21 protein-coding genes are annotated in these 25,629 nt (G+C 72.6%); 10 read left to right on the forward strand and 11 right to left on the reverse strand.

Annotated elements, in window-relative coordinates; translation table 11 throughout:
• The first annotated feature begins 65 nt into the window (after window positions 1–65).
• A complete protein-coding gene (gene rpsT, locus N542_RS0100875; RefSeq protein WP_028642317.1) occupies window positions 66–326 on the forward strand; it encodes a 30S ribosomal protein S20 in 261 nt (86 codons plus the stop codon).
• Between the two features lie 97 nt (window positions 327–423).
• On the opposite strand, the gene holA is transcribed toward rpsT, so the two are convergent.
• The 6 genes from holA to N542_RS0100905 all read right to left on the reverse strand — a co-directional run bounded on the left by holA (window position 424) and on the right by N542_RS0100905 (window position 8,951).
• Window positions 424–1,413: a DNA polymerase III subunit delta gene (gene holA / locus N542_RS0100880; protein ID WP_028642318.1), complete on the reverse strand. Its 990-nt coding sequence runs from the start codon at window positions 1,411–1,413 to the stop codon at window positions 424–426.
• A gap of 44 nt (window positions 1,414–1,457) precedes the next feature.
• Window positions 1,458–3,767: a ComEC/Rec2 family competence protein gene (locus N542_RS0100885; RefSeq protein WP_028642319.1), complete on the reverse strand. Its 2,310-nt coding sequence runs from the start codon at window positions 3,765–3,767 to the stop codon at window positions 1,458–1,460.
• Between the two features lie 7 nt (window positions 3,768–3,774).
• Window positions 3,775–4,728: a helix-hairpin-helix domain-containing protein gene (locus N542_RS27725; RefSeq protein ID WP_081794941.1), complete on the reverse strand. Its 954-nt coding sequence runs from the start codon at window positions 4,726–4,728 to the stop codon at window positions 3,775–3,777.
• Between the two features lie 101 nt (window positions 4,729–4,829).
• The gene (locus N542_RS0100895; RefSeq protein ID WP_028642320.1) at window positions 4,830–5,684 is read right to left on the reverse strand and encodes a DegV family protein; all 855 of its coding nucleotides are present in this window, start codon (window positions 5,682–5,684) and stop codon (window positions 4,830–4,832) included.
• An 18-nt stretch (window positions 5,685–5,702) separates the two neighbouring features.
• Window positions 5,703–8,183, reverse strand: coding sequence for a leucine--tRNA ligase (leuS, locus tag N542_RS0100900; protein ID WP_028642321.1), 2,481 nt, complete (start codon window positions 8,181–8,183; stop codon window positions 5,703–5,705).
• 141 nt (window positions 8,184–8,324) lie between these two features.
• The gene (locus tag N542_RS0100905) at window positions 8,325–8,951 is read right to left on the reverse strand and encodes a TetR/AcrR family transcriptional regulator (protein ID WP_028642322.1); all 627 of its coding nucleotides are present in this window, start codon (window positions 8,949–8,951) and stop codon (window positions 8,325–8,327) included.
• Window positions 8,952–9,126: 175 nt separating this feature from the next.
• On the opposite strand from N542_RS0100905, the gene N542_RS0100910 reads away from it, so the two are divergent.
• The 4 genes from N542_RS0100910 (at window position 9,127) to N542_RS0100925 (ending at window position 13,545) form a co-directional block, all read left to right on the forward strand.
• The gene (locus tag N542_RS0100910) at window positions 9,127–9,924 is read left to right on the forward strand and encodes an SDR family NAD(P)-dependent oxidoreductase (RefSeq protein WP_028642323.1); all 798 of its coding nucleotides are present in this window, start codon (window positions 9,127–9,129) and stop codon (window positions 9,922–9,924) included.
• Window positions 9,925–9,926: 2 nt separating this feature from the next.
• On the forward strand, window positions 9,927–11,069 hold the full coding sequence (locus N542_RS0100915; protein ID WP_028642324.1) for a DUF5938 domain-containing protein: 1,143 nt from the start codon (window positions 9,927–9,929) through the stop codon (window positions 11,067–11,069).
• Window positions 11,070–11,071: 2 nt separating this feature from the next.
• Window positions 11,072–12,610 carry an acyl-CoA synthetase gene (locus N542_RS0100920; RefSeq protein ID WP_028642325.1) on the forward strand — a complete coding sequence of 513 codons (1,539 nt, stop codon included), beginning with the start codon at window positions 11,072–11,074 and terminating at the stop codon, window positions 12,608–12,610.
• Between the two features lie 161 nt (window positions 12,611–12,771).
• Window positions 12,772–13,545 (forward strand): SDR family NAD(P)-dependent oxidoreductase, encoded by a 774-nt coding sequence (locus N542_RS0100925; RefSeq protein ID WP_028642326.1) that lies wholly within the window; start codon window positions 12,772–12,774, stop codon window positions 13,543–13,545.
• 120 nt (window positions 13,546–13,665) lie between these two features.
• Here N542_RS0100925 and phoA read toward each other — a convergent pair whose 3' ends face one another.
• Both phoA and N542_RS0100935 read right to left on the reverse strand, forming a co-directional pair.
• Window positions 13,666–15,369 (reverse strand): alkaline phosphatase, encoded by a 1,704-nt coding sequence (gene phoA, locus N542_RS22795; RefSeq protein WP_081794942.1) that lies wholly within the window; start codon window positions 15,367–15,369, stop codon window positions 13,666–13,668.
• A 93-nt stretch (window positions 15,370–15,462) separates the two neighbouring features.
• Window positions 15,463–16,410 carry a helix-turn-helix transcriptional regulator gene (locus N542_RS0100935; protein ID WP_028642327.1) on the reverse strand — a complete coding sequence of 316 codons (948 nt, stop codon included), beginning with the start codon at window positions 16,408–16,410 and terminating at the stop codon, window positions 15,463–15,465.
• Window positions 16,411–16,459: 49 nt separating this feature from the next.
• Between N542_RS0100935 and N542_RS0100940 the strand changes: the two genes are divergently transcribed.
• Window positions 16,460–17,908 (forward strand): flavin-containing monooxygenase, encoded by a 1,449-nt coding sequence (locus N542_RS0100940; RefSeq protein ID WP_028642328.1) that lies wholly within the window; start codon window positions 16,460–16,462, stop codon window positions 17,906–17,908.
• Here N542_RS0100940 and N542_RS0100945 read toward each other — a convergent pair.
• Window positions 17,905–18,564: an enoyl-CoA hydratase-related protein gene (locus tag N542_RS0100945; protein ID WP_028642329.1), complete on the reverse strand. Its 660-nt coding sequence runs from the start codon at window positions 18,562–18,564 to the stop codon at window positions 17,905–17,907. The genes N542_RS0100940 and N542_RS0100945 overlap by 4 nt on opposite strands.
• Before the next feature lie 24 nt (window positions 18,565–18,588).
• Entirely contained in the window at window positions 18,589–19,008 is a 420-nt protein-coding gene (locus tag N542_RS0100950; RefSeq protein WP_028642330.1) for a VOC family protein, read from the reverse strand.
• A 141-nt stretch (window positions 19,009–19,149) separates the two neighbouring features.
• Between N542_RS0100950 and N542_RS0100955 the strand changes: the two genes are divergently transcribed.
• The 4 genes from N542_RS0100955 (at window position 19,150) to N542_RS0100970 (ending at window position 23,933) form a co-directional block, all read left to right on the forward strand.
• Entirely contained in the window at window positions 19,150–19,599 is a 450-nt protein-coding gene (locus N542_RS0100955; protein ID WP_155992803.1) for a hypothetical protein, read from the forward strand.
• Window positions 19,600–19,660: 61 nt separating this feature from the next.
• The gene (locus tag N542_RS0100960) at window positions 19,661–21,058 is read left to right on the forward strand and encodes an anaerobic C4-dicarboxylate transporter family protein (RefSeq protein WP_028642332.1); all 1,398 of its coding nucleotides are present in this window, start codon (window positions 19,661–19,663) and stop codon (window positions 21,056–21,058) included.
• A gap of 35 nt (window positions 21,059–21,093) precedes the next feature.
• Window positions 21,094–22,446, forward strand: a complete 1,353-nt coding sequence (locus tag N542_RS0100965) for a M20/M25/M40 family metallo-hydrolase (RefSeq protein WP_028642333.1) — start codon at window positions 21,094–21,096, stop codon at window positions 22,444–22,446.
• A complete protein-coding gene (locus N542_RS0100970) occupies window positions 22,443–23,933 on the forward strand; it encodes an MFS transporter (protein ID WP_028642334.1) in 1,491 nt (496 codons plus the stop codon). The genes N542_RS0100965 and N542_RS0100970 overlap by 4 nt, the downstream gene beginning before the upstream one ends.
• Before the next feature lie 6 nt (window positions 23,934–23,939).
• Here N542_RS0100970 and N542_RS0100975 read toward each other — a convergent pair whose 3' ends face one another.
• Entirely contained in the window at window positions 23,940–25,604 is a 1,665-nt protein-coding gene (locus tag N542_RS0100975) for an acyl-CoA synthetase (RefSeq protein WP_028642335.1), read from the reverse strand.
• Window positions 25,605–25,629: the final 25 nt, after the last annotated feature.

Genomic DNA, 25,629 nt, shown 5'->3' on the forward strand with positions numbered 1-25,629 from the left:
ACCGTGCGCGCGACCCGACGTTACAACGACCGATCACCGATCATCCTCGACGCGAAGGCACACCAGTGGCGAACATCAAGTCCCAGATCAAGCGCAACAAGCAGAACGAGAAGGCGCACGAGCGCAACAAGGCTGTCAAGACCGGCCTGAAGTCCGCCGTCCGCAAGTTCCGCGAGGCCGCCGAGGCCGGCGACAAGGACGTGGCCGTCAAGGCCGGTCAGGACGCCGCCCGCAAGCTCGACAAGGCCGCCTCGAAGGGCGTCATCCACAAGAACCAGGCCGCGAACCGCAAGTCCGCGATCGCCAAGAAGGCCGCTTCGCTCTGATCCTCCCCGTCACCTGGTCCCCAGGTGGCACGTCGGTCGTTCGTCGACCCGTCTGACCTCGTCAGGCGGGTCGATGTCATTTCGCCGGGTGCCGGTGTCAGCGCGGGTCGCGCAGCGCGGTGACGGTGAGCACCAGCCGCTCCAAGGTGTACGACGCGTCGCTCGCCGCGCCCTTGATGTCGGCGTCGGCGCGGGCGATCGCCTGGATCGCCCGGGCGATGCCGCCGTCGGACCACCCGCGTGACTGGTCGCGGATCGTGCGCAGCTTCCACGGGGGCACGCCGACCTCGCGAGCCAGGTCGGCCTCGCGCATGCCGCGCGGCGCGGACCGGTAGCGCGCGACGCCGCGGGCGCCGCCCGCGAACGCGGACGTGACCAGCACCGCCGGCGTGCCGCCGTCGAGGGCCCACCGCAGCTCCTCGAGCGCCTCGGTCCGGCGCCCCCAGAACGCGGCGTCGGCGACCGCGAAGGACTTCGCCTCGGCGCGGCCGCCGAAGTACTGCTTCACCTTGTCGGCGGTGATCGCCTGTCCGATGAAGTCGCTGGTCAGCTGGTCGGCCGCGGCCGCCAGCGAGCGCAGGTCCTGACCCACCGCCTGCACGAGGAAGTCGGCGGCGTCGGGCTCGATCGTGGCGCCGTGGCGGCGAGCCTCGGCCGCCACGAAGCTCGGGTACTCCGAGGGGCGCAGCTCGCCGGACTTGGACTCGGTGACGGTGGCGAGCTTGCGGAGCTTGGTCAGCGTGCCGCTGCCCTTCTGGCCACCGCCGTGCACCAGCACCAGCGCGACCTCGTCGGCCGGCGCGGCGGCGTACGCCAGGAGTCCCTCAACCGACTCGTCGGGCAGGTTCTCCAGCCCGCGGACCACGACGCAGCGCACGCTCGAGAAGAGCGACGGCGCCGCCAGCTCCCCCAGGGTGCCGAGGGTGAGGTCGGAGCCGACCGTCTCGGAGAACTCCGACTCGGCGTCATAGGTGCGGACGCTGTCGCGGACGGCCACGACCGTGCGCTCGTTGAGGAACTCCTCCTTGCCGGTCACGAGGGTGACCCGGCCCAGGACATCGGCGGCGCGGGGCGGAGAGCTGGACATTGCACGTAGCGTCCCACAGCCCGCCGACGCCCCGGAGTGAGGCCTCAGCGGGTCGCGGTCGACAGGCCGTCGCCGTCGGCGATCACCGCGAGATCACCGTCGAGGTCGGTGCGCAGCACCCGGGTGCCGGCCCGGCGCAGCGGGGTGAGGGTGGCCTCGGCCGGGTGCCCGTAGTCGTTGTCGGCGCCGACGCTCACCAGCGCGACGCGGGCGCCGAGGGACAGCAACCAGGGCTCGTCCTGGTAGCGGCTGCCGTGGTGGGGCACCTTGAGCACGTCGACGTGGAGGTCCGGCAGAGACCGGGCCAGCGCCTGCTGCCCCTCCGGCTCGATGTCGCCGGTGAGCAGCATCCGGACGCCGCGCACCTCCACGAGCAGCACGACGCTAGCTTCGTTGGCGGTGCTGCCGTCGCCCGGTCCCGTCGTGGGCGCCCCCGGTGGGGGCCACAGCGCCTGCAGCGTCACCGCGCCGACGCGTCGGGTCACGCCGTACGGCGTCGGGGCGGGCGACCGACCCACCGACCCGGCGACGGACCCCACCTCGCGCACGCCGCCCGGCGGGTCGCGCAGGGTGGTGGTCTCGACGGTCCCGACCCGGCGGTCGTCCACCACCCCGGCCAGCCCGTCGACGTGGTCGGCGTGGAAGTGGGTGAGCACCACCAGCGGCAGCTCGCGGACGCCCAACCGGTCCAGGCACCGGTCGACGGCCACCGGGTCGGGGCCGCTGTCGACCACGACGCCCGCCCCGCGACCGGCGTTGAGCACCAGGGCGTCGCCCTGCCCGACGTCGCACGCGACCAGGACCCAGCCCGGCGGCGGCCACCCGGGGCTCGGCGGCTGCACCACCACGACCAGGGTCAGCAGCACGCAGCAGCCGACGCCCGTGACGGGTCGGCGCAGCACGAGCGGGCCGAGCAGCGCGATCGCCGCCACCAGCAGGCTGAGGACAGCCAGGGCGGGGGCACCGCTCCCCCACTCGAGCGCCGCCGTCGGCAGCGCGGCGCACCGGGTGGCGACGGTGACGATCCAGGCGACGCACCACGCGGCCAGGGTGCCGAGCGCGCCACCGCCGGCCGGCAGCACCAGGCCGAGAAGGCCCGCGGTGAGCCCCAGGACCGTCGCCGGTCCGACCGCGGGCGCCGCGGCGAGGTTGGCCGCCACCGCGACCAGGCTCACCTGTCCCGACAGGGCGGCGACCAGCGGCGTGCACGCCAGCTGGGCGGCGGACGGGATCGCGACCGCCTCGGCGACCCACCGAGGCAGCCAGCGCGCCATCGCGTCGCGCCAGCCCGGGGCGAGCAGCACGATCCCCGCCGTGGCCAGGACCGACAGCGCGAAGCCCGGCTGCACGGCGAGCCCGGGCTGCACCAGCAGCAGCACCACGACCGCGACGCCGAGCGCGCGCGGACCTCGCCGCCGGCCGTCGGCGCCCATCGCGAACAGGGCGACCGTCCCCATCACCGCGGCGCGCAGCACGCTGGGCTCGGTGCGGGCGAGCAGCACGAACCCGACGATGCCGAGAGCGCCGACGCCCAGCAGGGCCCGCCCCCGCAGGCCGGCCCACCGGGCGAGCACCAGCAGGAAGCCCACGACCAGGGTGAGGTTGGTGCCCGAGACGGCCAGCAGGTGGGTGAGGCCGGTGGTCCTGAAGTCATCCGCGAGCGCGTCGTCGACCCCGGCGTCGTCACCGTCGACGAGCGCCGGCACCAGCGCCCGCTGGTCGGCCGGGCGATGCTCGACCGCGTCGCGGATCGATCTCCGGACCGCGGCCGCCCCGCGCCACCACAGGTCGGGCTGTGCCACGACGTCGGGCGGACCCCGGGCGGACAGGACGCCGGCCAGGTCGTCGTCGTCAGCGGGTGAGAGCCGACCTCCGACGCGCACCCGGGCACCGAGAGGCACGGTGAGCCAGTCGGCGTCGCCGATCACCAGCACCGGTGCCGCCGCGGCGTACGTCGTCCCGCGGCCGGTCACCTCGCGGAGCTCGAGCCGGGTGACGACCAGGTCGCCGTAGCGCGCGGAGACCGCGCGTGGGTCGGAGCGGACGGTCCCCACCAGTCGGACGGTGGCGCCGTCCTCGGCCAGTGCCTCGACCGGGCTGCGCCGGACCTGGTCGAGGCGGAGCACGGTGACGGCGCCGACGGCGGTGAGGACCAGCAGGGCGCCCGCCACCGTCCGGGACAGGTCGGCGGTGGTGCACCGGCTCAGTGCCCACAGGGCGACCGCACCGGCCAGAGCCACGACCACCACCCACCACCCGAGCCACCGGCCGACGCCCGCCCCCGCCCAGGCCGCACCCGCGAGCACCAGCATCCGCAGGTCGGCCCGCTCGCGCGGGGGCTCACGCTCCGCCACGCCCACCTCAGATCGTCGCGTGCGGAGCGATCTTGGCGAGCGTCGCGTCACCGATGCCGTCGACCTCGAGGAGCTCGTCGACCGAGCTGAAGCCGCCGTGCTCGGTGCGCCAGGCCACGATCGACTGCGCCGTCACCGGGCCCACCTCCGGCAGGGTCTCGAGCTCGGACTCGGTGGCGGTGTTGAGGTTGACCATCGGGCCGCCCGGCGCGGGGGCGCCTGCGGCGGCCGCCGCCCCCGCGGTCGGTGCGGGTGGTCCGCCCACGACGATCTGCTCGCCGTCGACCAGCACCCGCGCGAGGTTGAGCGACGACAGGCTGACGCCGCGGCGAGGGCCTCCCGCCGACTCGACGGCGTCGACCACCCGCGATCCGAGGTCGAGCACGACGATCCCCGGGTGTCGCACCTTGCCGGTCACGTCGACGGTCACCTCCTTCGCGGCGCCCGCGGGCGCCGCCGCAGCACCGCTCGCTGTCGGCGCCGCGTCGGCCAGCGGCGCCGAGGCCCCGGACAGAGCGGCGCCGGCGCGCCCCGAGGAGACCGGGGCACGGGGGGCTTCGAGGCGCTCCGGGTCGCCGCGGACCACCCACCAGCCCGTCACGGCGATCCCGACGGCGACCAGCACGGCGACGACCACGAGCTGGGTCGGCCCGAGCGCGACCCGGCCCCGCAGTGCCTCGGGAAGCAGGGGCGTGCCGCGCCTGCGGGCAGCGTGCCGACCCGGCGTGGGCACGGGCGGGGCCCCGGGACGGACTCCCACCCACGGTGGATCCGGGCCGTGCGCCGGCTCGGGGACGGCCCGCAGCGGTCGGATCCGGGTGTGTCCCGCCAGCCACGCGTCGTCCTCGGCCTCCGCGACGGGTGGCTGCCGCGGCCGCGTCGAGGCGATGTCGGCCGTCAGTGACGCCAGCCGCCGCGAGACGGCGTCCTGGTGGTCGGCGCGAGGTCGCAGAGAGGTCATGCCGCGACGCTAGGCAGCGCCTCCGACCTCAGCCAGCCACGGCGACGACCCCTGTGGAGAAAGGGTCCCGAGCCGCGGCTGTGGACGACCGGTGGCCCGGATCAGGCGCGCGGCGCCACGCAGACCGCGATCATCCCCGGTCCGACGTGCGCGCCGAGCACGGCGCCGAGCTCGCCGCACCAGACCTCGCGCCCACCGAGGTTCGCCTCGAGGCGCTGGGCCAGCTTGTCGGTGAGCTGCCCGGCACGCTCGGGGTTGGCGAGGTGCGCCACGCACACGTCGACCTGCTCCTCGCCGGCGCGCTGGACGGCCAGCTCCTCGAGCCGGGCCAGGGCGCGGGCCGACGTACGCACCCGCTCCAGGGAGGCGACCCTGCCGTCGTCGATCTGGAGCAGCGGCTTGACCGCCAGCGCGCCACCGAGGAGCGCGGCGGCGGCACCGATGCGCCCACCGCGGCGGAGGTACTCCAACGTGTCGACGTAGAACAGCGAGGACGAGGCGGCCGCCCGCTCGCGGGCGGCCGAGGCGGCCTGCTCGGCCGTGCCCCCGGCCGCGACGACGTCGGCGGCCGCGAGCGCGGCGTACCCGGTGGCGACCCCGACCTGGCGGGTGTCGACCGGGATCACCCGCACCGAGGAGTCGCGAGCGGCGAGCTGGGCGGACTCGAAGGTGCCGCTCATGTCGCCGGACAGGTGCACCGACACGATCTCGGTCGCGCCGGCGACGGCGGCCTGCTCGTAGACCTCCAGCAGCGCCGCCGGCCCGGGCCGGGAGGTGCTCACCGGGCGCCACTCCTTCAGCGCGGCCGCGACCAGGTCGGGGGTGGCCCCGTCGGCACCCTCGTCGTACACCCTGGAGCCGATCACGACCTGGAGGGGCACAACGACGATGCCACGCTCGGCCGCCAGCTCCGGCGGGAGGCTGGCGGTCGAGTCCGTGACGATCGCGACCGGCATGCGGGGAAGAGTAGCGACCTACACCACGACGTTGACGAGCTTGGGTGCGCGCACGATCACCTTGCGCACCTCGCGGCCGTCGATCGCGCGGACGACGTCCGCGTCGGCCAGCGCCAGCTGCTCGAGGTCGGCCTCGGAGATGTCGGGAGACACCTCCAGGCGCGCCCGGACCTTGCCCTGGATCTGGACCACCGCGACCACCGACTCCTCGACCAGCAGCGCCGGGTCGACGGCGGGCCAGCCGGCCCGGGCGACGGTCGGCTGGTGCCCCAGCCGCTCCCACATCTCCTCCGCGGTGTACGGCGCCACCAGCGACAGCAGGACGGCAACCGCCTCCGCGGCCTCGCGCACGGCGGGGTCCGCCGGTCCGGAGCCGGAGTCGATCGCCTTTCGGGTCGCGTTGACCAGCTCCATCACCCGGGCGATCACGACGTTGAACCGGTAGGCCTCGACCAGCTCGGCCGCGTCGTGCACCGTGCGGGCGGTGACCCGCCGCAGCGCGACGTCGCCGCCCTCGGGCGACGTGCCGACGGCCGAGGTGACGTCACCGGACAGCCGCCAGGCCCGCTGCAGGAAGCGCAGCGAGCCGGCCGGCGACATGTCGGCCCAGTCGATGTCGTCCTCCGGCGGGCCGGCGAAGACCAGGGTCAGGCGTACGGCGTCCACCCCGAACTCCGCGAGTTGGTCCCCCAGGTTGACGCCGTTGCCCAGCGACTTGCTCATCTTCTTGCCCTGGTTGATCACGAAGCCCTGGTTCAGCTGGGCGGCGAACGGCTCACCGACCTCCAGCATCCCCATGTCGCGCAGCACCTTGGTGAAGAAGCGGGCGTACAGCAGGTGCAGCACCGCGTGCTCGACGCCGCCGACGTAGATGTCGGCCGCCATCCACGCGTTGGCCTTCGCGACGTCGAACGGACCGTCGGTGTAGCCCGGCGAGCAGAAGCGCAGGAAGTACCAGGACGAGTCGACGAAGGTGTCCATCGTGTCGCTGTCGCGCGTGGCCGGACCGCCGCAGGTGGGGCACTCGACGTTGACCCAGTCCTCTGCCGCGGCCAGCGGCGACACGCCCTTGGGCTTCAGGTCGGCGCCACGCAGCTCCGGCAGCTCCAGCGGCAGCTGGTCGTACGGGACGGCGACCTCGCCGTCCTTGGCGCAGTGGATCACCGGGATCGGCACGCCCCAGTACCGCTGCCGGCTCAGCAGCCAGTCGCGCAGCCGGAAGTTGACCGCGCCCGTGCCGCTGCCGCGCTGCTCCAGGAAGTCGATGGTGGCGCGCTTCGCGTCGGCGACGCCCAGGCCGTTGATGTCCAGCGGCGCCGCGGCACCGGGGGCCGGCGAGTTGATGGCGGGACCCTCGCCGTGGAAGGCCTCACCCTCCCAGTCGTCGGGCGTCTGCGTCGTCCGCACGATCGGCAGCCCGAACTCGGTCGCGAACTCCCAGTCACGCTGGTCGCCGCCGGGCACGCCCATGACCGCGCCGGTGCCGTAGTCGGCCAGCACGTAGTCGGTCGCCCACACCGGGATCTGCTCAGCGGTGACGGGGTTGGTCGCCGTGACGCCCAGGTCGACGCCGGTCTTGGGACGGTCGGTGGACAGCCGCTCCATCTCGGTCTCTTTGCGGATCTCCTCGCGGTAGGCCTCGAACGCGGGCCGCTGCGCGTCGGTCACCAGATCGTCGGCCAGCGCGGAGTCGACCGCGATGACCATGAACGTCGTGCCGAAGATCGTGTCGGGTCGGGTCGTGTAGACGGTCACCGGCTCGTCGCGCCCGTCGATGGCGAACGAGACGTGCGCACCCTCGGAGCGCCCGATCCAGTTGCGCTGGGCAGCGACGACCCGGGCCGGCCAGGTGGCCTCCAGGTTGTCCAGCTCGTCCAGCAGCTCCTGGGCGTACTCGGTGATCTTGAAGTACCACTGCGTCAGCTCGCGCTTGGTGACCTCGGCGCCGCACCGCTCGCACCGGCCGTCGACGACCTGCTCGTTGGCCAGCACGGTCTGGTCGTTGGGGCACCAGTTGACCGGGCTGTTCTTGCGGTAGGCCAGGCCCCGCTCGCGGAACTTCAGGAACAGCCACTGGGTCCAGCGGTAGTACTCCGGGTCGGAGGTGTGCAGCCGGCGCGACCAGTCGAAGGAGATGCCGTAGCGCCGGAACGACTCGTACTGCGTCTCGATGTTGGCGTAGGTGTACGTCGCCGGGTGCTCGTCGTTGCGGATCGCGGCGTTCTCGGCGGGCAGGCCGAAGGAGTCCCAGCCCATCGGGTTGAGCACCTCGTAGCCGCGCTGCCACCAGTAGCGCGCGATCACGTCGTGCAGCGCGGTCACCTCGGCGTGACCCATGTGCAGGTCGCCGCTGGGGTAGGGGAACATCGTCAGCGCGTACTTCTTCTCGCGCGGCGAGTCGTCGTCGGCGCGGAAGGGCTGCAGCCGGTCCCAGACCGGCAGCCACTTGTCCTGGGCGGCGCGTACGTCGTACGTCGCCGGCTCGTCGTGCTCGCTCATCGTCGTCTCTCTCGCGTGGTCTCGGATCTGCTCGGGGCACAAAAAAACCCCTCGGGCGTGAGGGGTGGCCGCACTGAGGAGGTGATCAGTGCGGCTGGCTAAGGAGCAGGGTCCTGCGCATGGGGCCAGGATACCCGAAGGTCAGGCCGCGGAGGGTGCCAGCATGAGCGGCATCAGCTCGTGCACCTGCGCCGCCATCGAGTCCACGGCGACCGTGCTGCCGGTCAGGTGGCCGAGCAGCGCCTGCTGGAACAGCCCGTCGAGGACGCCGTACGCCGCCGCCGGGGTCATCGCCGTCGGGCGACCCGCGAGCTCGGCGTACCGGCTGACGACGCGCCAGATCATGGCCTCGAGCGTCGCGTCGATCATCAGGACCGCCTCGCGCAGCTTCTCCTCGAACATGCTCTGCGTGCGCAGGTCGTACCAGAGGCGGTGCATGGCCGCCTCCTCCCGGACCGTCTCCACCAGCTTGGCCGCGAAGGCGGTGAGCAGCTCCTCGGGCGTCGTCGAGTCCTCGACGACGGCGTCGTAGCGGGTGACGCAGCGGGACTTGTAGTAGCGCACGCAGTAGATGATCAGCTCGAACTTGTCGGCGAAGTAGTAGTGCACGACCCCGTGGCTGAACTCGGAGTTGTTGGCGATCTCGCGCAGGCTGGTGCGGGCGTAGCCGAGCTCGCCGAGGGTCTGGAGCGCGGACTCCGCGAGCTGGTTGCGGCGCTCGTCGTACCTGTCCGCGGGCGCGCGACGCGCCTGCTTGGTGCCTGCCATGGTTCGCCTCTCCGACTCGATCGGGCGTCACTCTACGCGGCCCGGACCGCGCCCCATCACCGATCTTGACGATTGTCCAGACGTTTCCGGGCATTTGTCCAGCAAAGTCTTGACAGTCGTCAAGGGTCGCGGCCTACGTTGTGACGGCCACCACTTCGCCCCGAGGAGAACCTTCATGCCCCAGCTCGATCTCAGCGGCCGCACCGCCCTCGTCACCGGGGGCGCCCAGGGCCTCGGCGAGGGCATGGCGCACGCCCTCGCGGCCGCCGGTGCCCGGGTCGTCGTCGCCGACCTGCAGGACGACCTCGGCGAGAAGGTCGCCGACTCGCTCGAGGGCGACGGCCACGGCTTCGTGCACCTCGACGTGACCGACGAGGGCAGCTGGGAGAACGCCGTGACCGCGGTCGCCTCCGGCTTCGGCGGCCTCGACGTGCTGGTCAACAACGCGGGCGTCGAGATCAGCAGCCTGGTCGTGGACGTGGACCCGAAGGACATCCGCACGATGCTCGAGGTCAACGTCCTGGGCACCGCACTGGGCCTGAAGTGGGGGCTGCGGGCGATGCGCCCCGACGGGGTCGCCGGCCGGGGCGGGAGCATCATCAACATCTCGTCGGTCGCGGCCACGATCGCCTTCCCCGGCATCCCGATCTACTCGGCCACCAAGTCGGCCGTCGACCGGCTGACGCGGGTCGCGGCGATGGAGGCCGGCAAGCTCGGGTACGGCGTACGCGTCAACTGCGTCTACCCCGGCCTGGTCCCGACCGCCATGGGCCAGGGCCTCGCCGTCGACATGGCCGCGCTGGGCCTCTTCGGCTCCCCCGAGGAGGCCGTCGGCGCCGTCGTCGAGCTGACCCCGAGCGGACGGCTCGGCGAGGTCGCCGACATCGCGGACGCCGTGGTCTTCCTCGCCTCCGACAGCGCCCGCTTCGTCAACGGCATCGGCCTGCCGGTCGACGGCGGGATGGGGATGTGAGCATGTCGACCACACCGCGCAACGAGCGTCGCGTCGTCGTCTACGGCGCCTCGGGCTACACCGGCCGGCTGATCTGCGAGTACCTCCGCGAGTACCACGTGCCGTTCGTCGCCGCCGGCCGCGACGAGGGTCGGCTGAAGAGCTCGATGGAGTCCAACGTCGCCGGCATCGAGACCGCCGACTACGAGGTCGTCGAGTGCGACGGCAGCCCGGAGGCCCTGGCGCGCCTGTTCGACGGAGCCTCCGTCGTCCTCAACACCGTGGGGCCGTTCAGCCAGCTGGGCCCGGCCGTCGTCGAGGCCGCGCTGGCCGCCGGTGCCCACTACACCGACACCACCGGCGAGCAGGACTGGCTGATCACCTGCGACGAGCAGTACGGCGCGGACTTCGCCGCCGCCGGGCTGCTCCTGGCACCCGGCATCGCGCAGATGTACACCACCGGCGAGATCGCCGTCGAGGTCGCGCTCGAGAAGCCCGGCCTCGACACGCTCGACGTCGCGGTGTTCTGGGGCGGCAGCCCGACCGTCGCCTCGACGCTCACCATCCTGGTCAACGCGGCCCTGGCCGGTGCCTACTACCTCGAGCAGAACCAGTACGCGCCGTGGGACCCCGAGGCCGGCCTCTACCAGCTCGCCATCCCGGGTCAGCACGAGCTCGCGCTCGCCCTGCCGTGGGGCGGGACGTCGCATCCGGTCTGGTACCGACGCGACCCCCGGGTCGCCAACGTCAAGGTGCTCGGTGGCGTCTTCAACAAGCAGCTGATGACCGGCGTCCCGCAGATCGTGGCCGCCGCCGTCGAGGCGACCAAGGACATGTCGCCCGACGACAAGTACGCCGCCCTCACCGCGACCGCCTCCCAGGTGATGAGCCAGATGCCACCGCGGGAGAACCCGCGCGTCAACAAGTCGCTCGACTCCGTGCACGCGTCCGGGCCGCTGGGCCGGGCCCACGTGGTCATCCACGGCAACCAGAACTACAAGCAGACCGGGGCGCTGCAGGCCTACGCGGCGTACTCCCTGCTCCAGCAGCCACCCAGGCGCGTCGGCTTCGCATCGGGCTGCCAGGCGTTCGGGCACCGTGAGCTGCTCGGTGTGCTGCGCAGCTTCGGCCTCGTCTCCGAGCCGGTCCTGACGGTCGAGGGCTGAGCGTGCGACTCGCCGACTACCTCGACAAGGGAGCGTCCCTCGGGCCGGACGCGCCCTGCCTGACCACGGACGGCGAGACGTGGTCGTACGCCGAGGTGCAGGAGCTCAGCGGTCGGATCGCCGCGGGCCTGGCCGAGCGGGGTGTGCACCCGGGCGAGAAGGTCGCGATCCTGTCGGCCAACGACCCGCTCGCGTTCACCTGCGTCTTCGGCATCAGCCGGGCGGGCGCGGTGTGGTGCCCGATCAACCCGCGCAACGAGGCGGTCGAGAACCAGGAGCTGCTCGAGCTCTTCGAGTGCGTCACGCTCTTCTTCCAGGAGCGGTTCGCCCCGCTGGTCGAGCAGATCCGCGGCAACCTCCCGCGGCTGGCCACCCTGGTGTGCCTCGACGGCGCCCCGCCGGCCGGGCTGCCGGGGGCACTCTCGTGGCAGGACTTCATGGCGGGCCACGTCGTCGACCTCCCCCCGGTCGACGACGTGGCCATGATCGTCGGGACCGGCGGCACGACCGGCCGGCCCAAGGGCGTGATGCTGACCGGGACCAACCTCGAGACGATGACCGCGATCACCCTGATGAGCTACCCGTTCGTCGGCCGGCCGACCTACCTGGCGCTCGCGCCGCTCACCCACGCGGCGGGCGTGCTGTGCTTCCCGGTCCTGGCGCTCGGCGGCGAGATCGTCGTGATGCGCTCCCCCGACGTCGGCCGCTTCCTGGAGCTGCTCGAGCAGCACCACGTGACCCACACCTTCTTGCCGCCGACGCTGATCTACATGGTGCTCGCCCACGGCGCCCTCGACACCGTCGACCTCACCTCGCTGCAGTGCTTCTGGTACGGCGCCGCGCCGATGTCGGCGACCCGGCTCGAGGAGGCGCTGATGCGCATCGGTCCGGTGATGGCCCAGCTCTTCGGGCAGACCGAGGCGCCGATGATGATCTCGACCCTGCCGCCGCGCGACCACTTCCGGCCCGACGGCAGCATCGACCACGAGCGGCTGTCATCAGCGGGGCGACCGGCCCCGCTGGTGACGGTCTCCATCATGGGCGAGGACGGCGTGCTCCTGCCCCACGGCGAGCGCGGCGAGATCGTCGTACGCAGCTCGCTCGTGATGGCCGGCTACCACCGCGACCCGGAGGCGACCGCCGAGGCGTCGGCGTACGGCTGGCACCACACCGGCGACATCGGCTACCTCGACGAGCACAACTACCTCTACATCGTCGACCGCGCCAAGGACATGGTCATCACCGGCGGCTTCAACGTCTACTCCACCGAGGTCGAGCAGGCGCTGATGGCCCACCCCGACGTGCAGGACTGCGCGGTGATCGGGCTGCCCGACGAGAAGTGGGGCGAGCGGGTCACCGCCGTGCTGCAGCTGCGGCCCGGCGCGACTCTCGAGGCGGCGGAGATCACCGCCTTCGTCAAGCAGCGACTGGGCAGCGTCAAGACGCCCAAGCAGGTGGAGATCTGGCCCGACCTGCCGCGCTCCAAGGTCGGCAAGGTGCTCAAGTCCGACATCCGCGAGACGCTGCGTGCGTCGGCGTGAGGGTCGGCCTGGGTGGTGGGCTGGTGGCGGGACTGGCGGGGCGCGGGACCGTCGATTGGTGACCAAACCGCAGGTGGGAGCGCTCCAGATCTGCGGTTGGTGACCAAACGGTGGATGCGTCCGGCGGGGCCGCCGCCAGCACGGTCCGGCATGATCGGCCCATGACCGACGCACGCACCGTCCCCGACCTCTTCCGACTCGACGGCAGGGTCGCGATCGTGACCGGGGCGTCCAGCGGCCTGGGCGTCGCGTTCGCGCAGGGCCTGGCCGAGGCGGGTGCCGACCTGGTGCTCGGGGCCCGTCGCGTCGACCGGCTGGGCGACACCGCTCGGCTCGTCGAGGCGGCCGGGCGGCGGGCGCTCACCGTCGGGACCGACGTCGCCGACCCCGACTCGTGCAGCAACCTGGTGGCGCTCGCGATGGAGGAGTTCGGCCGGGTCGACGTGCTGGTCAACAACGCCGGGATCGGTACGGCGGCTCCGGCGACCCGTGAGGCGCCGGACGACTTCCGCCGGGTGATCGACGTCAATCTCAACGGGTGCTACTGGATGGCGCAGGCCTGCGGCCGGGTGATGCAGCCCGGCTCCAGCATCATCAACATCAGCTCGGTCCTGGGCATCACGACCGCGGGGCTGCCCCAGGCGGCGTACGCCTCCTCGAAGGCCGGGCTGATCGGCCTCACCCGCGACCTGGCCCAGCAGTGGACCGGGCGCAAGGGCATCCGGGTCAACGCGATCGCGCCGGGGTTCTTCGCCTCCGAGATGACCGAGCAGTACCCGCCCGGCTACCTCGAGTCGCAGCAGCAGCGCATCCCCGCCGGCCGCCAGGGCGACCCGGCCGAGCTGGCCGCGGCCGTCGTCTTCCTGGCCTCCGACGCCGGCGGCTACGTCACCGGCCAGACCCTCGCGGTCGACGGCGGCATGACCATCACCTGACCGGACCTCGGCGACGTGCGCCCCACCACGACCCGGCGCACCCGGCACGACGCACCGCGACGCACCACGACGTCGTACGGGCCGGTCGTGGAGACCCGTCCCGTACGACGTCGCCCGAGATCAGCGGTGGTGCTTGGTCTTCACCTTGACGACCTTGACGGTCGCCTTCGCGACCTTGCCCGACTGGGCTCCGGTGACGCGCACCGTGTAGGTGCCCGCCTTCTTCGGGGTGATGGAGAGCTTCAGCAGCCCACCCGAGAGGTCCCGGGTGAGGGTCTGCTTGACGGGTCCGCTCACCGTGACCGTCGCGCGGCGGTCACCGTAGAACCGGCTGGCCGTGAGCGTGACCTTCCGGCCCGCCTTGACCTTCGCCGGCGAGGCCGAGACCTTCGCCTTGTCGCTGGCGTGCTTCGGGTCGTCGGCCAGCCCGAGCGCGTTGCGGATCGTGTAGAAGAGGTCGGTCTGGTCGGTGAGCCCCACGATGTTGGCGGCTCCGGGGCCGTAGCCGGCGACCCGCAGCTGGGTGCCGGTGTGCTGCTGCGAGGACCCGGTCGACGTGCCGTAGTTGACCGTCATCGGCGCCTGGTCGGCGGTGGTCAGCGTCACGGTCTTGCCGGGAGAGTCGCTGTTCACCTCGATGATCTGGCTGGTGTGCGCGTGGTCGGCGGTCACGAAGACGCTCGTGTTGCCGACCTTCTTCGCGTACGCCAGCGCCACCTGCACCGCCTCGTCGAGGTCGACCGTCTCGCCGATCTGGCCGCAGGCGTCCGCGGCGTGGTCCTGCTTGTCGATGCTGGCGCCCTCGACCTGGAGGAAGAACCCGTTGGGGTTCTGGAGCAGCTTGATGGCCTTGTCGGTCATCTCGGAGAGCTTCGGCTGCGTCGACGGGCGGGCCGGGTTGTCGGTGCACGCGACGCCCGGGAGCTTGGAGCCGCCCGCGGTCGCGGCCGGGCCGACCCAGCGCACCGGCATGTTGCCCGGCGCGAAGAGGCCGAGCAGCGGCTTGCCCTGGTCGGCCGAGGTGACCGCGGCGAGACCGGCGGCGTCGGTCACGGTCGTGTAGCCGCGGGCGGTGGCCTGCTGCTGCAGCGTCTGACCGGCCCAGGTGCCGGCGGTCGCGGTCTCGGCGAAGGTCGTCGCGCCGCCGCCGAGGGTCACGTCGGGGCGGGCGTCGAGCAGCTGCTCGGTGATGGAGCCGAGCCCGCCCTTCTCCTTGGCCGCCTCCGGGCAGGTCGCCGTCGTCTTGGTCGGGCCGTAGCAGGAGCGCGCCGAGATGTGCGAGACCTGGACGGCCGGGGTGGCGTCCTGGAGCTCGGAGGTGGTGACGTCACCGGTCTTGAGGCCGTTGGCCTTCGCGAGCTCCAGCAGCGTCTGCTGCGGCTGGCCGGCCAGGTTGACCGAGATCGCGTTGTCGTAGGTCTTGGTGCCGGTCGACCAGGCCGACCCGGTGGCGGCCGAGTCGGGCACGTAGTCGGGCTTGCCGGAGGTCTTGTCCAGCGAGTACGTCGTGTACTGGCCCGTCAGCGGCAGTGCGTCGATCCCGGCGAACCGACCGGCCGCGCCCTTGGCGTAGTTGCGGGCGACCGTGATCTCCGAGTCGCCCATGCCGTCGCCGATCAGGAGGATGACGTTGCGGGCGTGTCCACCCACGACGGCCTTGCGCACGCCGTCGGTGCGGTCACCGGCGTTGCGGGTGGCGCCGCCGTGGTCGGACAGGGCGGTGGGGCTCGAGGTGCCGGCGAAGGCGAGGGTGCCGGTCACCGAGACCGCGAGGGTGGCCAGGCCGGCGACGGCGAGCCAGGGCCGAGAGGTGCGTGCATGCATGCCGCAGTGGTCCTTCCGAGTCGGGATGTCGACCCGAGCCGACCAGTCCCGGATGAACGGCTCCCGTCGCCGCGGTGACGGGCGCACGGCGCCTCAGCGTCGTCCCCGCGCGCCGGGCGTCTCCCCCGTCCAGCGGCGGTGCGCGGCGATGAAGCTGGAGGCCTCGGCGTACCCCAGGCGCAGCCCCACCTCCTCGACCGAGAGGCGACCGGTGCCCAGCAGCTCCTCGGCCATCGACGCGCGCACCTCGTCGAGCAGGTGCTGATAGCTGGTGCCGTCCGCCGCCAGCCGTCGCCGCACGGTCCGCTCGCTCATCCCGAGGGAGGCGGCGACCGCGGCCGTCGGCGCGCCGACCGGCAGCCGTTGCGTGACGAGCACCCGCACCTGCCCGGCGAACCCGGAGCGCTCGCGTCGCGCCCCGACCACGTCGCGGCACGCGGCCTCGCAGGCAGCCAGGCTGGCCGGCTCGGAGTGCGCCAGCGGCCGGTCCAGCTCGGCGAGGTCGAAGGACAGCACGCGCGCGGCCTCGTCACCCGCGGACCGGATGGGCAACCGGGCCAGCTCGGCGAGGACCGCCCGGATGGCCGCCGCGTCGCGCTCGACCAGGAAGCGGCGTACGTCGGCGGGCAGCCCCGCCCCGTCGACGACGATCCGCACCCGCTGCCCGTCCAGCTCGACCCGCGGGATCGCGAAGGTGTGGCTCAGGTCGAGGAAGCGCAGCGCGACGTCCATCGCCTCGTGGACCGTGCGACTGGCCAGCAGGGCGTAGCCCAGGACGCCGAAGGTCGACGCGCGGTAGCGGCGCCCGACCTCCGGCCCGACCTCGCCGAGCCGGCCGCGCAGGTTGCGCACCACGCGCAGCTCCTGCGCGGCGGTGACCTCGACGGCCGCCACGAGCTCGACGGCGGTCAGCCCGGACCCGCTCAGCACCACGTCGTCGGCCACCCCGCGCTCTCGGGCGTGCTCGAGCAGCAGGGCCACCCCGGCGACGGCGCGCGGGAAGTCCCAGTCCCGCACGGCGGCGTCGGCGAACCTGACCATGTCCGGAATTATGGATCGTGCGGCCGGCCGCGCACCCTACGGTCGACCCATGAGTCCACGAGCAGTCGTGATCGGCGCGGGGTTCGGCGGCCTGGGGGCCGCCCACGCCCTGCGCGAGGCCGGCATCACCGACGTCACGGTCCTCGAGCGCGCCGACGCGGTCGGCGGGGTCTGGCGCGAGAACACCTACCCGGGCGCGGCCTGCGACGTGCCCTCACCGCTCTACTCGTGGTCCTGGGCGACCAACCCCGACTGGTCGCGCCGCTACTCGGCGCAGCCGGAGATCCTCTCCTACATCGAGCGCACGGCGGCAGACCGCGGGCTGCTCGACCTCGTGCGCACGGGCAGCACCGTCACCGGGCTGACCTGGGACGGCTCCTGCTGGCGGGTGACCACCACGACCGGCTCGTACGACGCTGACGTGGTCGTCGCGGCGGTCGGTCAGCTGTCGGAGCCGGTCGTGCCCGACATCGCCGGCGCCGAGACCTTCGCCGGCCCCGCCTTCCACTCCGCCGAGTGGCGCCACGACGTCGACCTGGACGGCAAGCGGGTCGCCGTGATCGGGACCGGCGCCAGCGCCGTCCAGCTCGTGCCCGGCATCGTCGACGAGGTCGCCGCGATGACGGTCTTCCAGCGGTCCGCGCCGTACGTCGTGGTGCGCCCCGACCGGCGCTACTCCCCGCTCCACCACCGGCTCTTCCGCCGGTTCCCGGCCGTCCTGGCGGCCGAGCGGCGTGCGACGTACGAGCTCACGGAGCTCTTCAACCGCGCCCTCGAGGGCACCTCCCTGGTGAAGCGGCCGCTGATGGCCGCGATCAAGGCGGTCTGGCGGCTGCACCTGCGGCGCGGCGTGCCCGACCCCGAGCTGCGCAGGCGACTGGTGCCCGACTACCCGCTCGGCTGCAAGCGCCTGCTCTTCTCCAACGACTGGTACCCCGCCCTCGCCCGGGACCACGTCGACGTCGTCAGCGAGCGCGTGACCGGGATCGAGCCGACCGGCGTCCGCACCGCCGACGGCCGGCTGCACGCGGTCGACGTGCTGATCTGGGGCACCGGCTTCGCCGCGACGGACTACCTCGGACGGATCGACGTGCGCGGCGTCGACGACGTGTCGCTGCGCGACGTGTGGGCCGACGGCGCCCGTGCCCACCTCGGTCTGACGGTGCCCGGCTTCCCCAACCTCTTCTGCGTCTACGGGCCCAACACCAACCTGGGCGGCAGCTCGATCATCCAGATGCTGGAGGCGCAGGCGGGCTGGATCGCCCAGGTGGCGCGCGGCATCGCGGACGGACGCGGCCCGGCGCTCGCAGTACGCCGCGAGGTGTGGCTCGCGTACGACGAGGAGATGCAGTCGCGCCTCGGGTCGGGCATCTGGTCGCACTGCGACAGCTGGTACCGCGACGGCGCCCGGATCACCACGAACTGGCCGGGCCAGGTGGCGGAGTACCAGCGCCGGCTCGCCCGCGTGGACTGGGCCGAGCTGGAGCGGGTCGGCTAGCGACTCTCGCGCAGGGCGGCGACGACGCCGGCGAACATCGTGGCCTTGATCTTCCCCAGCGTCGCCCGGTCCTTGCCCGCGAGGTCGCGGACCCGGCCGGCAGCGGCCGCCGCCAGCTCCTCGATCGGCACGACGGCGTCGACGATCCCCGCAGCGCGCGCGTCGTCCGCGGCGTACCGACGGCCCGTCGTCATCGAATCGATGGCCGCCTGCGGGGTCAGCTTGGCCGTGATCAGGGCGTTCATCCCGGGGGTGAACGGGATGTGGATGTCGACCTCGGGGAAGCAGAAGTAGCCACGCTCGGTGCGCATCACCCGGTAGTCGTGGGCCATCGCCAGCATGGCGCCCGCCCCGAACGCGTGACCGTTGACGGCGGCGATCGTCGGGACGGGCAGGGTGAGGACCCGCTCGAAGAGCCCGTGGACGCGTGCGACGTACGAGCCGAGCTCGTCGGGGTGCGCGCCGAGCCAGTCCAGGTCGAGCCCGTTCGTGTAGAACTTGCCCGTCCCGGACGTGACCAGGGCGGCCGGCTCCGTGCTGGCGGCCAGGTCGTCGAGGAAGCCCTCGACGGTGCTGAGCCACTCCGGCGAGAAGCGGTTCTCGTCGTCTCCGAGGTCGATCGTCCAGAGCGGTCCGTCGTGGGTCAGCATCGGCATGGGAGAACTACAGCACGACGCGCGTCACTCCCCGGCGGCACCCGAGATGTTGACCATCCAGCCGACGCCGTACTTGTCCTCGAGGTCGCCGAACCAGTCACCCCAGGGCGCCTTCTCCAGCGGCACGTTGACGGTGCCGCCGGCGACGAGACCGTCGAACCAGCCGCGCAGGGTGTCGACGTCGTCGCCACTAAGGGCGATGCGCCCGTTGTGGAGGTCGCCCTCCATGTGGCTGGGGACGTCGGACCCCATCAGCTGCAGGGTGTCGGAGATCGACAGCGCCGAGTGCATCACCTGGTCGGCCTCGCTCTCGGGCACGCCCATGCCGCCCTGGTCCGCGAACGTCATCACCTCGAGCCGTCCGCCGAGCACGGACTGGTAGAACGTCATCGCCTCGCGGGCCTGGCCGCGGAAGGCGAGGTACGGGTTGAGCTGGGTGGCCATGTCGTGCTCCTTCGTCGGCGGGTGTGCAGGCTCTGACCACCCTGCCACCGAGAAGTCATCGCTGGGCGGGGATCCTCGTCGCCGCATCCCACCCGCTCCGGGGTGGTGCCGGACAGCCCGACCCCCACCTACGTTCGCCCCATGTGGAGGCGGCGCGCATCGGTGCTCCGACGGACCGGGACGGTCGGGACGGCACTCGGGCTGACGATCGGATCGGTCCTCCTGACCGGTTGCGGTGAGGCCCGCGTGCGGGCCGACGACGACCTGTGCGCCCAGTACGGGCAGCTCGTCGAGAGGCTGGACTCGCTGGACGGCGTCGACCCCGACACGGTGGCCGTCGACGAGCTGCGCTCGCAGGTCGACGACGTGCAGCAGCAGCTCGACGCGTTCCAGGCCGTGGCCGAGGGCCGCCTCGACACCCTGGTCTCGACGCTGCGGGCCGCTGTCAACGACCTCGTCCTGTCGGCGACCACCGCGGGCGAGGACGCGCTCGAGACCGCCCGCCCGCTGCTCGAGGACTCGTTGGACGACGTGCGTGAGGCCTGGGCGACCGTGCAGCAGGTCGCGGACGTCAGGTGCGACGTGCCATGAGGACGATCGCGCGCCCCGCGCGGTCGCTCGGCGACGATCAGCGACCAGGAAGCAGGGCGAGATGAGTGCAGATGATGTGAAGCTCCTGCTCGAGGCGCTGGTCGTGCTCGGCTGCATCGTGATGGGCACGCGGGCCGGCGGCGTCGGCGTGGGTCTGTGGGGCGGTCTCGGCACCGGCGTGCTGGTGTTCATCTTCGGCGAGCCGCCGGGCGAGCCACCGGCGGCCGCGTTGGCGATCATCCTGGCGGTGGTCACGGCCGCGGCGATGATGCAGGCCGCCGGCGGCATCGACTGGATGGTGGCCATGGCCGCGCGCGTCATCGAGAAGCGCCCGCAGCAGATCACGCTGATCGCACCGTTGACGGCGTTCGTCTTCTCGATCGGCGCCGGCACCAGCAACATCATCTACCCGCTGCTCCCGGTGATCTACGACGTGTCCTACCGCAACCACATCCGGCCGTCGCGGCCGCTGACGGTGACCGTGGTCCAGTCCGGCATGGCGCTCGCCGCCTCACCGGTGTCGGCCGCGATGGCGGCGATGCTCACCCTGACCGACGTGGCGCCGTACGACCTCGGGCTGACGCAGATCCTCGCCATCACGGTGCCGTCCTGCGTGATCGGCATCATCGTGACGTCCCTGGTCGTGAACCGGATGTGGAAGGACCTCGACGACGACCCCGCCGTCCAGGCCCGGATCAGCGCCGGAGAGCTCGCGGCTCCGGGCACGTCGGCGACCGACGCACCCGCGGCCGACGCACCGGCGAGCGACGGGACGCCGGCGTCGTCGGCGCTGAGCTACACCTCCGCCGGGAGGAACTCCGCGCTGGCGTTCTTCGCCGGTGTCGTCGTGATCGTCATCCTCGGGCTCTTCCCCGACCTGCGGCCCTCCTTCCCCGTGGAGGGCGAGGGCAGCGTGTCGATCGACATGACGACCACCATCGTGATGGTCATGTTCGCGGTCGGCGTCGCGATCCTCTTCCTCGGCAAGCCGAAGGTCGAGGAGGTCCCCGACCAGTCGGTCTTCAAGGCCGGCATGATCTCCGCGATCGCTCTCTTCGGGATCGCGTGGCTCACCGCGACGTTCATCTCCGCGCACGAGGAGCGGATCATCGACACGATCGGGGGCTGGGTCACCGACTGGAAGTTCCTCTTCGCGCTCGCCGTCTTCCTCGTGGCCGCCCTCACCACCAGCCAGTCCACGGCGACCCGGACGATCGTGCCCATCGGCCTCGCCGCGGGCCTCTCACCCGGTCTCGTCACCGGCATGTGGGCCGGCGCGCTCAGCGGCGTCTACACGCTCCCCGCGAACGGCACCCAGATCGCGGCGGCGAACTTCGACCTCAGTGGCACCACCAAGCTGGGCAACAAGCTCATCGACCACAGCTTCTTCGTCCCGATGCTGATCATGACCGTGGTCACCGTCGGCGTCGGCGCACTCATCGGCTCCGTCCTCTTCTGACGGACCACTCCCGCCACCCACGCACAGGAGGACCCATGGAGCTCCAGGAGATCGAGAAGCGGGCGAGGGCGATGATGCCGAGCCTCATCACGCAGCTGGAGCAGCTGGTCGCGCTGCCGTCGGTCGCGTTCCCCGGCTACCCGTCCGAGCCGGTCCACGAGATGGCGGCGACGACGCTCGACATGTTCCGCGAGGTCGGCTTCACCGACGCCCGGCTGATGGAGGTGCCGACCGGCTACCCGCCCATCTACGCCGAGGCGCCGGGCCCGACGGGCTCTCCGGTCGTGCTGCTCTACGCCCACTACGACGTGCAGCCCGCCCCTCCCGAGCAGGGCTGGACGTCGGACCCGTGGACCGCCACCCACAAGAACGGACGGATCTACGGGCGGGGCGCGGCCGACGACAAGGGTGGCCTGGTGGCCCACCTCGGCACGATGCGCGTCTTCGACGGTGCCCCGCCGTGCACGGTCAAGCTCGTCCTCGAGGGGATGGAGGAGACCGAGAGCAACCTGGAGGCCTTCGTCGGGGCACATCCCGACCTCTTCCAGTGCGACGTCTTCGTCGTCTGCGACATGGGCAACCTGACCGTCGGCGAGCCGATCCTCACGACTGCGCTCCGTGGCGACGTCGCCTGCGTCGCCACGGTGCGCACCCTCGAGCACCCGCTGCACTCCGGGGTCTTCGGTGGCGCCGCGCCCGACGCGATGATGACGCTCGCCCGGCTGCTCTCGAGCCTGCACGACGCGGAGGGCAACGTCGCCGTCGCCGGCGTCTCGAGCGGCGAGTGGACCGGGGCCGACATGAGCGCCGACGACTTCGAGGCGAGCGCCGACCTCGCCGACGGCGTCCGGCTCACCGGGACGGGAAGCATCGGCACCCGGCTGTGGTCGCGGCCCTCGGTCTCGGCGATCGGCATCGACATGACGCCCGTCGCCACCTCGTCCAACGTGCTGATCCCCGAGGCCCGGGCCAAGATCTCCATGCGCATCGTGCCCGGCTCCGATCCCGTCCAGGAGCTCGACGCCCTGGTCGCCCACCTCGAGTCGCACACGCCGTACGGCGCCCAGCTGGACGTGCAGCGGACCAAGGAGGCGCCGCCGTTCCGGTGCGCCACCGACGGGCCCGGGTACGCCGCCGCGCGGGTCGCGCTCGAGGAGGCGTACGGCAAGCCCGCCGCGGAGGCCGGGTCCGGTGGGTCGATCCCGCTGCTGCGCACCCTCCAGCAGGCGTGCCCCGGTGCGGAGTTCATCCTGTGGGGGCCCGAGGACGTGGCCGAGGCACGGATCCACGCCTCCGACGAGAGCGTCGACCCGGCCGAGATCGAGAAGATGGTGGTCGCGCAGTCACGGCTGCTGGTCCACCTGACCGAGGGCGCAGCGCTCCGATGAGCGGCAGCCGGACGTCGGGCGTCCTCCTCGCCACCTGCATCTCGACGCTGGTGGTGAACGCGAACACCTCGGCGGTGACCATCCTGCTGCCCGCGATCAGCGAGGACACCGGCACGTCGGTGAACACGCTGCAGTGGGCCGTGACCGGCTACTCCCTGGTCGGCGCGGCGGTGATCATCACCTCGGGCTCCCTCGGTGACGTCTTCGGCCGCCGGCGGATCTTCCAGCTCGGGCTGCTGCTCTTCGTCGGGTCGTGCGTCCTGATCGCGCTGTCCAGCTCGGGCGGGGCCGTCATCGCCGGCCGGATGATCCAGGGGGCCGCGGGCGCGACCATCCTGGCCTGCGGGATGAGCCTGCTGACCGTCGCCTTCAGCGGCAAGGAGCAGGTGCGCGCGGTGACGTTCTGGGGCGCCGCGGCGGCCGTCGGTGCCGCCGCCGGCCCCCTCATCGGCGGCGTCCTCGTCGGCAGCACCGGCTGGCAGGGACTCTTCTGGATCGACGCCGGGATCGCCGCGGCGTGCATCGCGCTCACGGCCGCGACCGTCGCCGAGTCCTCCGACCCCGACCGGCCGCGCTCGGTCGACTACGCCGGCACGGTGCTGGTCGCGCTGACCCTCGGCCCGCTCATCCTGGCGCTGAGCAAGGGCAGCGCCTGGGGCTGGTTCTCCGGCCGCACGATCGGCTGCGTCGTGGTCGCGATCGCTGCCGGCTTCGCCTTCGTGGCCGTCGAGCGCCGCGTGGCCCAGCCGCTGCTCGACCTCGGGCTGCTGCGCAACCGGGTGCTCGTCGGCTCGACCGTCGCGATCCTCATCGGAGCGGGCACGATCAACGCGCTCATGTATGTCCTCAGCCTCTACTTCCAGGACCCGAGCGCCCTGGGCTTCAGCGCGCTCGACGCGGGCCTGGCGACCCTGCCGGCGACGGTCGGCCTGGTCGTCTCGGCGCCGCTGGTCCCGCGACTGGCCGCCAGGTTCGGCGGGCGGGAGGTCGTCGGCGTTGGCTTCCTGGTCACGACCATCGGGTTCGCATGGATCGGGCTCGCGGACTCGTCCTGGGCCTACCTCGCCTTCTTCTTCCCGCTCATCGCCGTGGCCGTCGGCATGGGGCTGTCCAACGGTCCGTCGTCGGCCGCGGCGACGTCGTGCGTGCCCTCCAACCAGGTCGGTGAGGCCTCGGGGGTCTCCAACATGGCGCGGTACGTCGGAGCCGCCGTCGCCACCGCCCTGGCGGCCACGCTGTACAGCAACGTGACGGCCGGCCGGATCGCGGACGGGGACGCCGCCGACGTCGCCCTGGCCGCCGGGCTGAGCACCACGGCGTGGGTGATGGCGGCGCTGAGCCTCTCCGGTGTCGTGATGGCCGTGCTGATGGGACGGCACCGCGAGCCGCGCGGCACGCTCGGCGACTCGGTCGCCGCCGCGGCGTCCTCGGCGCACACCCTCCCGACCACGGCGACGGAGACGGCGGTGCCGCCGGCGGTGGTGTGACCCGGGTCAGCCGACGGGCTCGACCGCCTGCGCCTTGGCCCAGCGGTAGTCGGCCTTGCCCGAGGGCGAGCGCTGCACCGCGGCGACCCGGACGATCGCCTTCGGGACCTTGTAGCGGGCGATGTGCCGCTCAGCCTCGGCGACCAGCTCCTCGTCGGTCGCCTCCGCGCCGTCCTCGAGCTGAACCACGGCGACCGGCTCGCTCCCCCACCGCTGCGACGGGCGACCGACGACGACGACGTCACGCACGGCCGGGTGTGCGGCCAGCGCGCGCTCGACCTCCTCGACGAAGATCTTCTCGCCCCCGGAGTTGATGGTGACCCCGTCGCGACCGAGCAGCACGACCCGCCCCTCGGCGTTGATGACCGCGCGGTCGCCGGGGATCGAGAACCGCACGCCGTCGATGACCGGGAAGGTGCGCGCCGTCTTCGCCGCGTCGCCCAGGTAGCCGAGCGGCACCCGACCGCGCTGCGCCAGCCAGCCCTCGCCCTCCCCCGGCTGCAGCGTCCGGCTCAGGAGGTCGTCGACCAGGGTCGTCGTGGGGATCGGGTCGAAGGTCGCGGTGCCGGCCTCCATGCCCTTGAGCGAGAGCGAGCTCATCTGCAGCCCGGTCTCGGACGCGCCGGCCGCGTCCATCACCAGGACGTGCGGCAGGGCGCTCAGGATCCGGTCCCGCACGCCCGGCGTGAGCGGCGCGCCGCCGTTGTTGAAGGCGGCCAGCCCGGACAGGTCGTGGTCGCCGCGCTCGACCTCCTCGATGAGGGGCAGGGCGACCGCGTCGCCGACGACCGGGATGCTGACCACCTTCTCGCGCACGGCGACGCCGATCGCATCGCTCGGCACCAGTCGGCGCACCTCGTCGGGCAGCACGATCGCGCCGCCACCGGTGATGGTGTGGAAGGTCGACCACTGCGCGGCACCGTGCATGAACGGCGGGATCATCAGCAGCCGCATCCCGCCGCCGCCCGCCCGCGCCGCCGCCGCGATGGCGTCGTACGACGTGTAGGGCTCGGTCGTGCCGAACGGGGTACCGCCCATCGAGCTCACGTAGATGTCGTCGTTGCGCCACAGCACGCCCTTGGGCATGCCGGTGGTGCCTCCGGTGTAGAGGATGTAGAGGTCGTCGCCGTCGGGCTCAGGAAGCCCGGCCGCGGGCACCGGCGTGGCCACCGCCTGCTCGTAGTCGACCGCCCCCGGCAGCAGGTCGTGGCCGGACTCGTCGGCCACCTGGACCAGCAGCTCGAGGTCGGGCAGCTGGTCCCGGATCGCGGCCAACGTCGGCGCGAACTCCGCGTGGTAGACCAGCGCCCGCGTCCGCGCGTCGGTCAGGAGGTAGACGAGCTCCTCCGCGACGTAGCGGTAGTTGACGTTGAACGGTGCGACCCGGGCCCGGAAGGAGCCGATCATCGACTCGAGGTACTCGTTGCCGTTGTGCAGGTAGATGCCGAGGTGGTCCTGGCCGGACTCGTGCCCGGCGAGCGTCTCCCGCTCCGCGTGCGACCCGAGCCCGCGCTCCACGAGCAGGCTCGCCAGTCCCGTCGCCCGCGCGTCCATCTCGGCGTACGTCACCCTGCGGTCGCGCCAGATGAGCACCACCTGGTCGGGCACCGCGGCCGCCACGGTGGAGAAGACCCGCGACAGGTTGAAGCCATGGGGAACTGGTCCGGACATCGACAGCCACCTCGCACTAGAACAG

The sequence above is a fragment of the Nocardioides sp. URHA0020 genome, from assembly GCF_000620705.1.
Lineage (GTDB): Bacteria > Actinomycetota > Actinomycetes > Propionibacteriales > Nocardioidaceae > Nocardioides.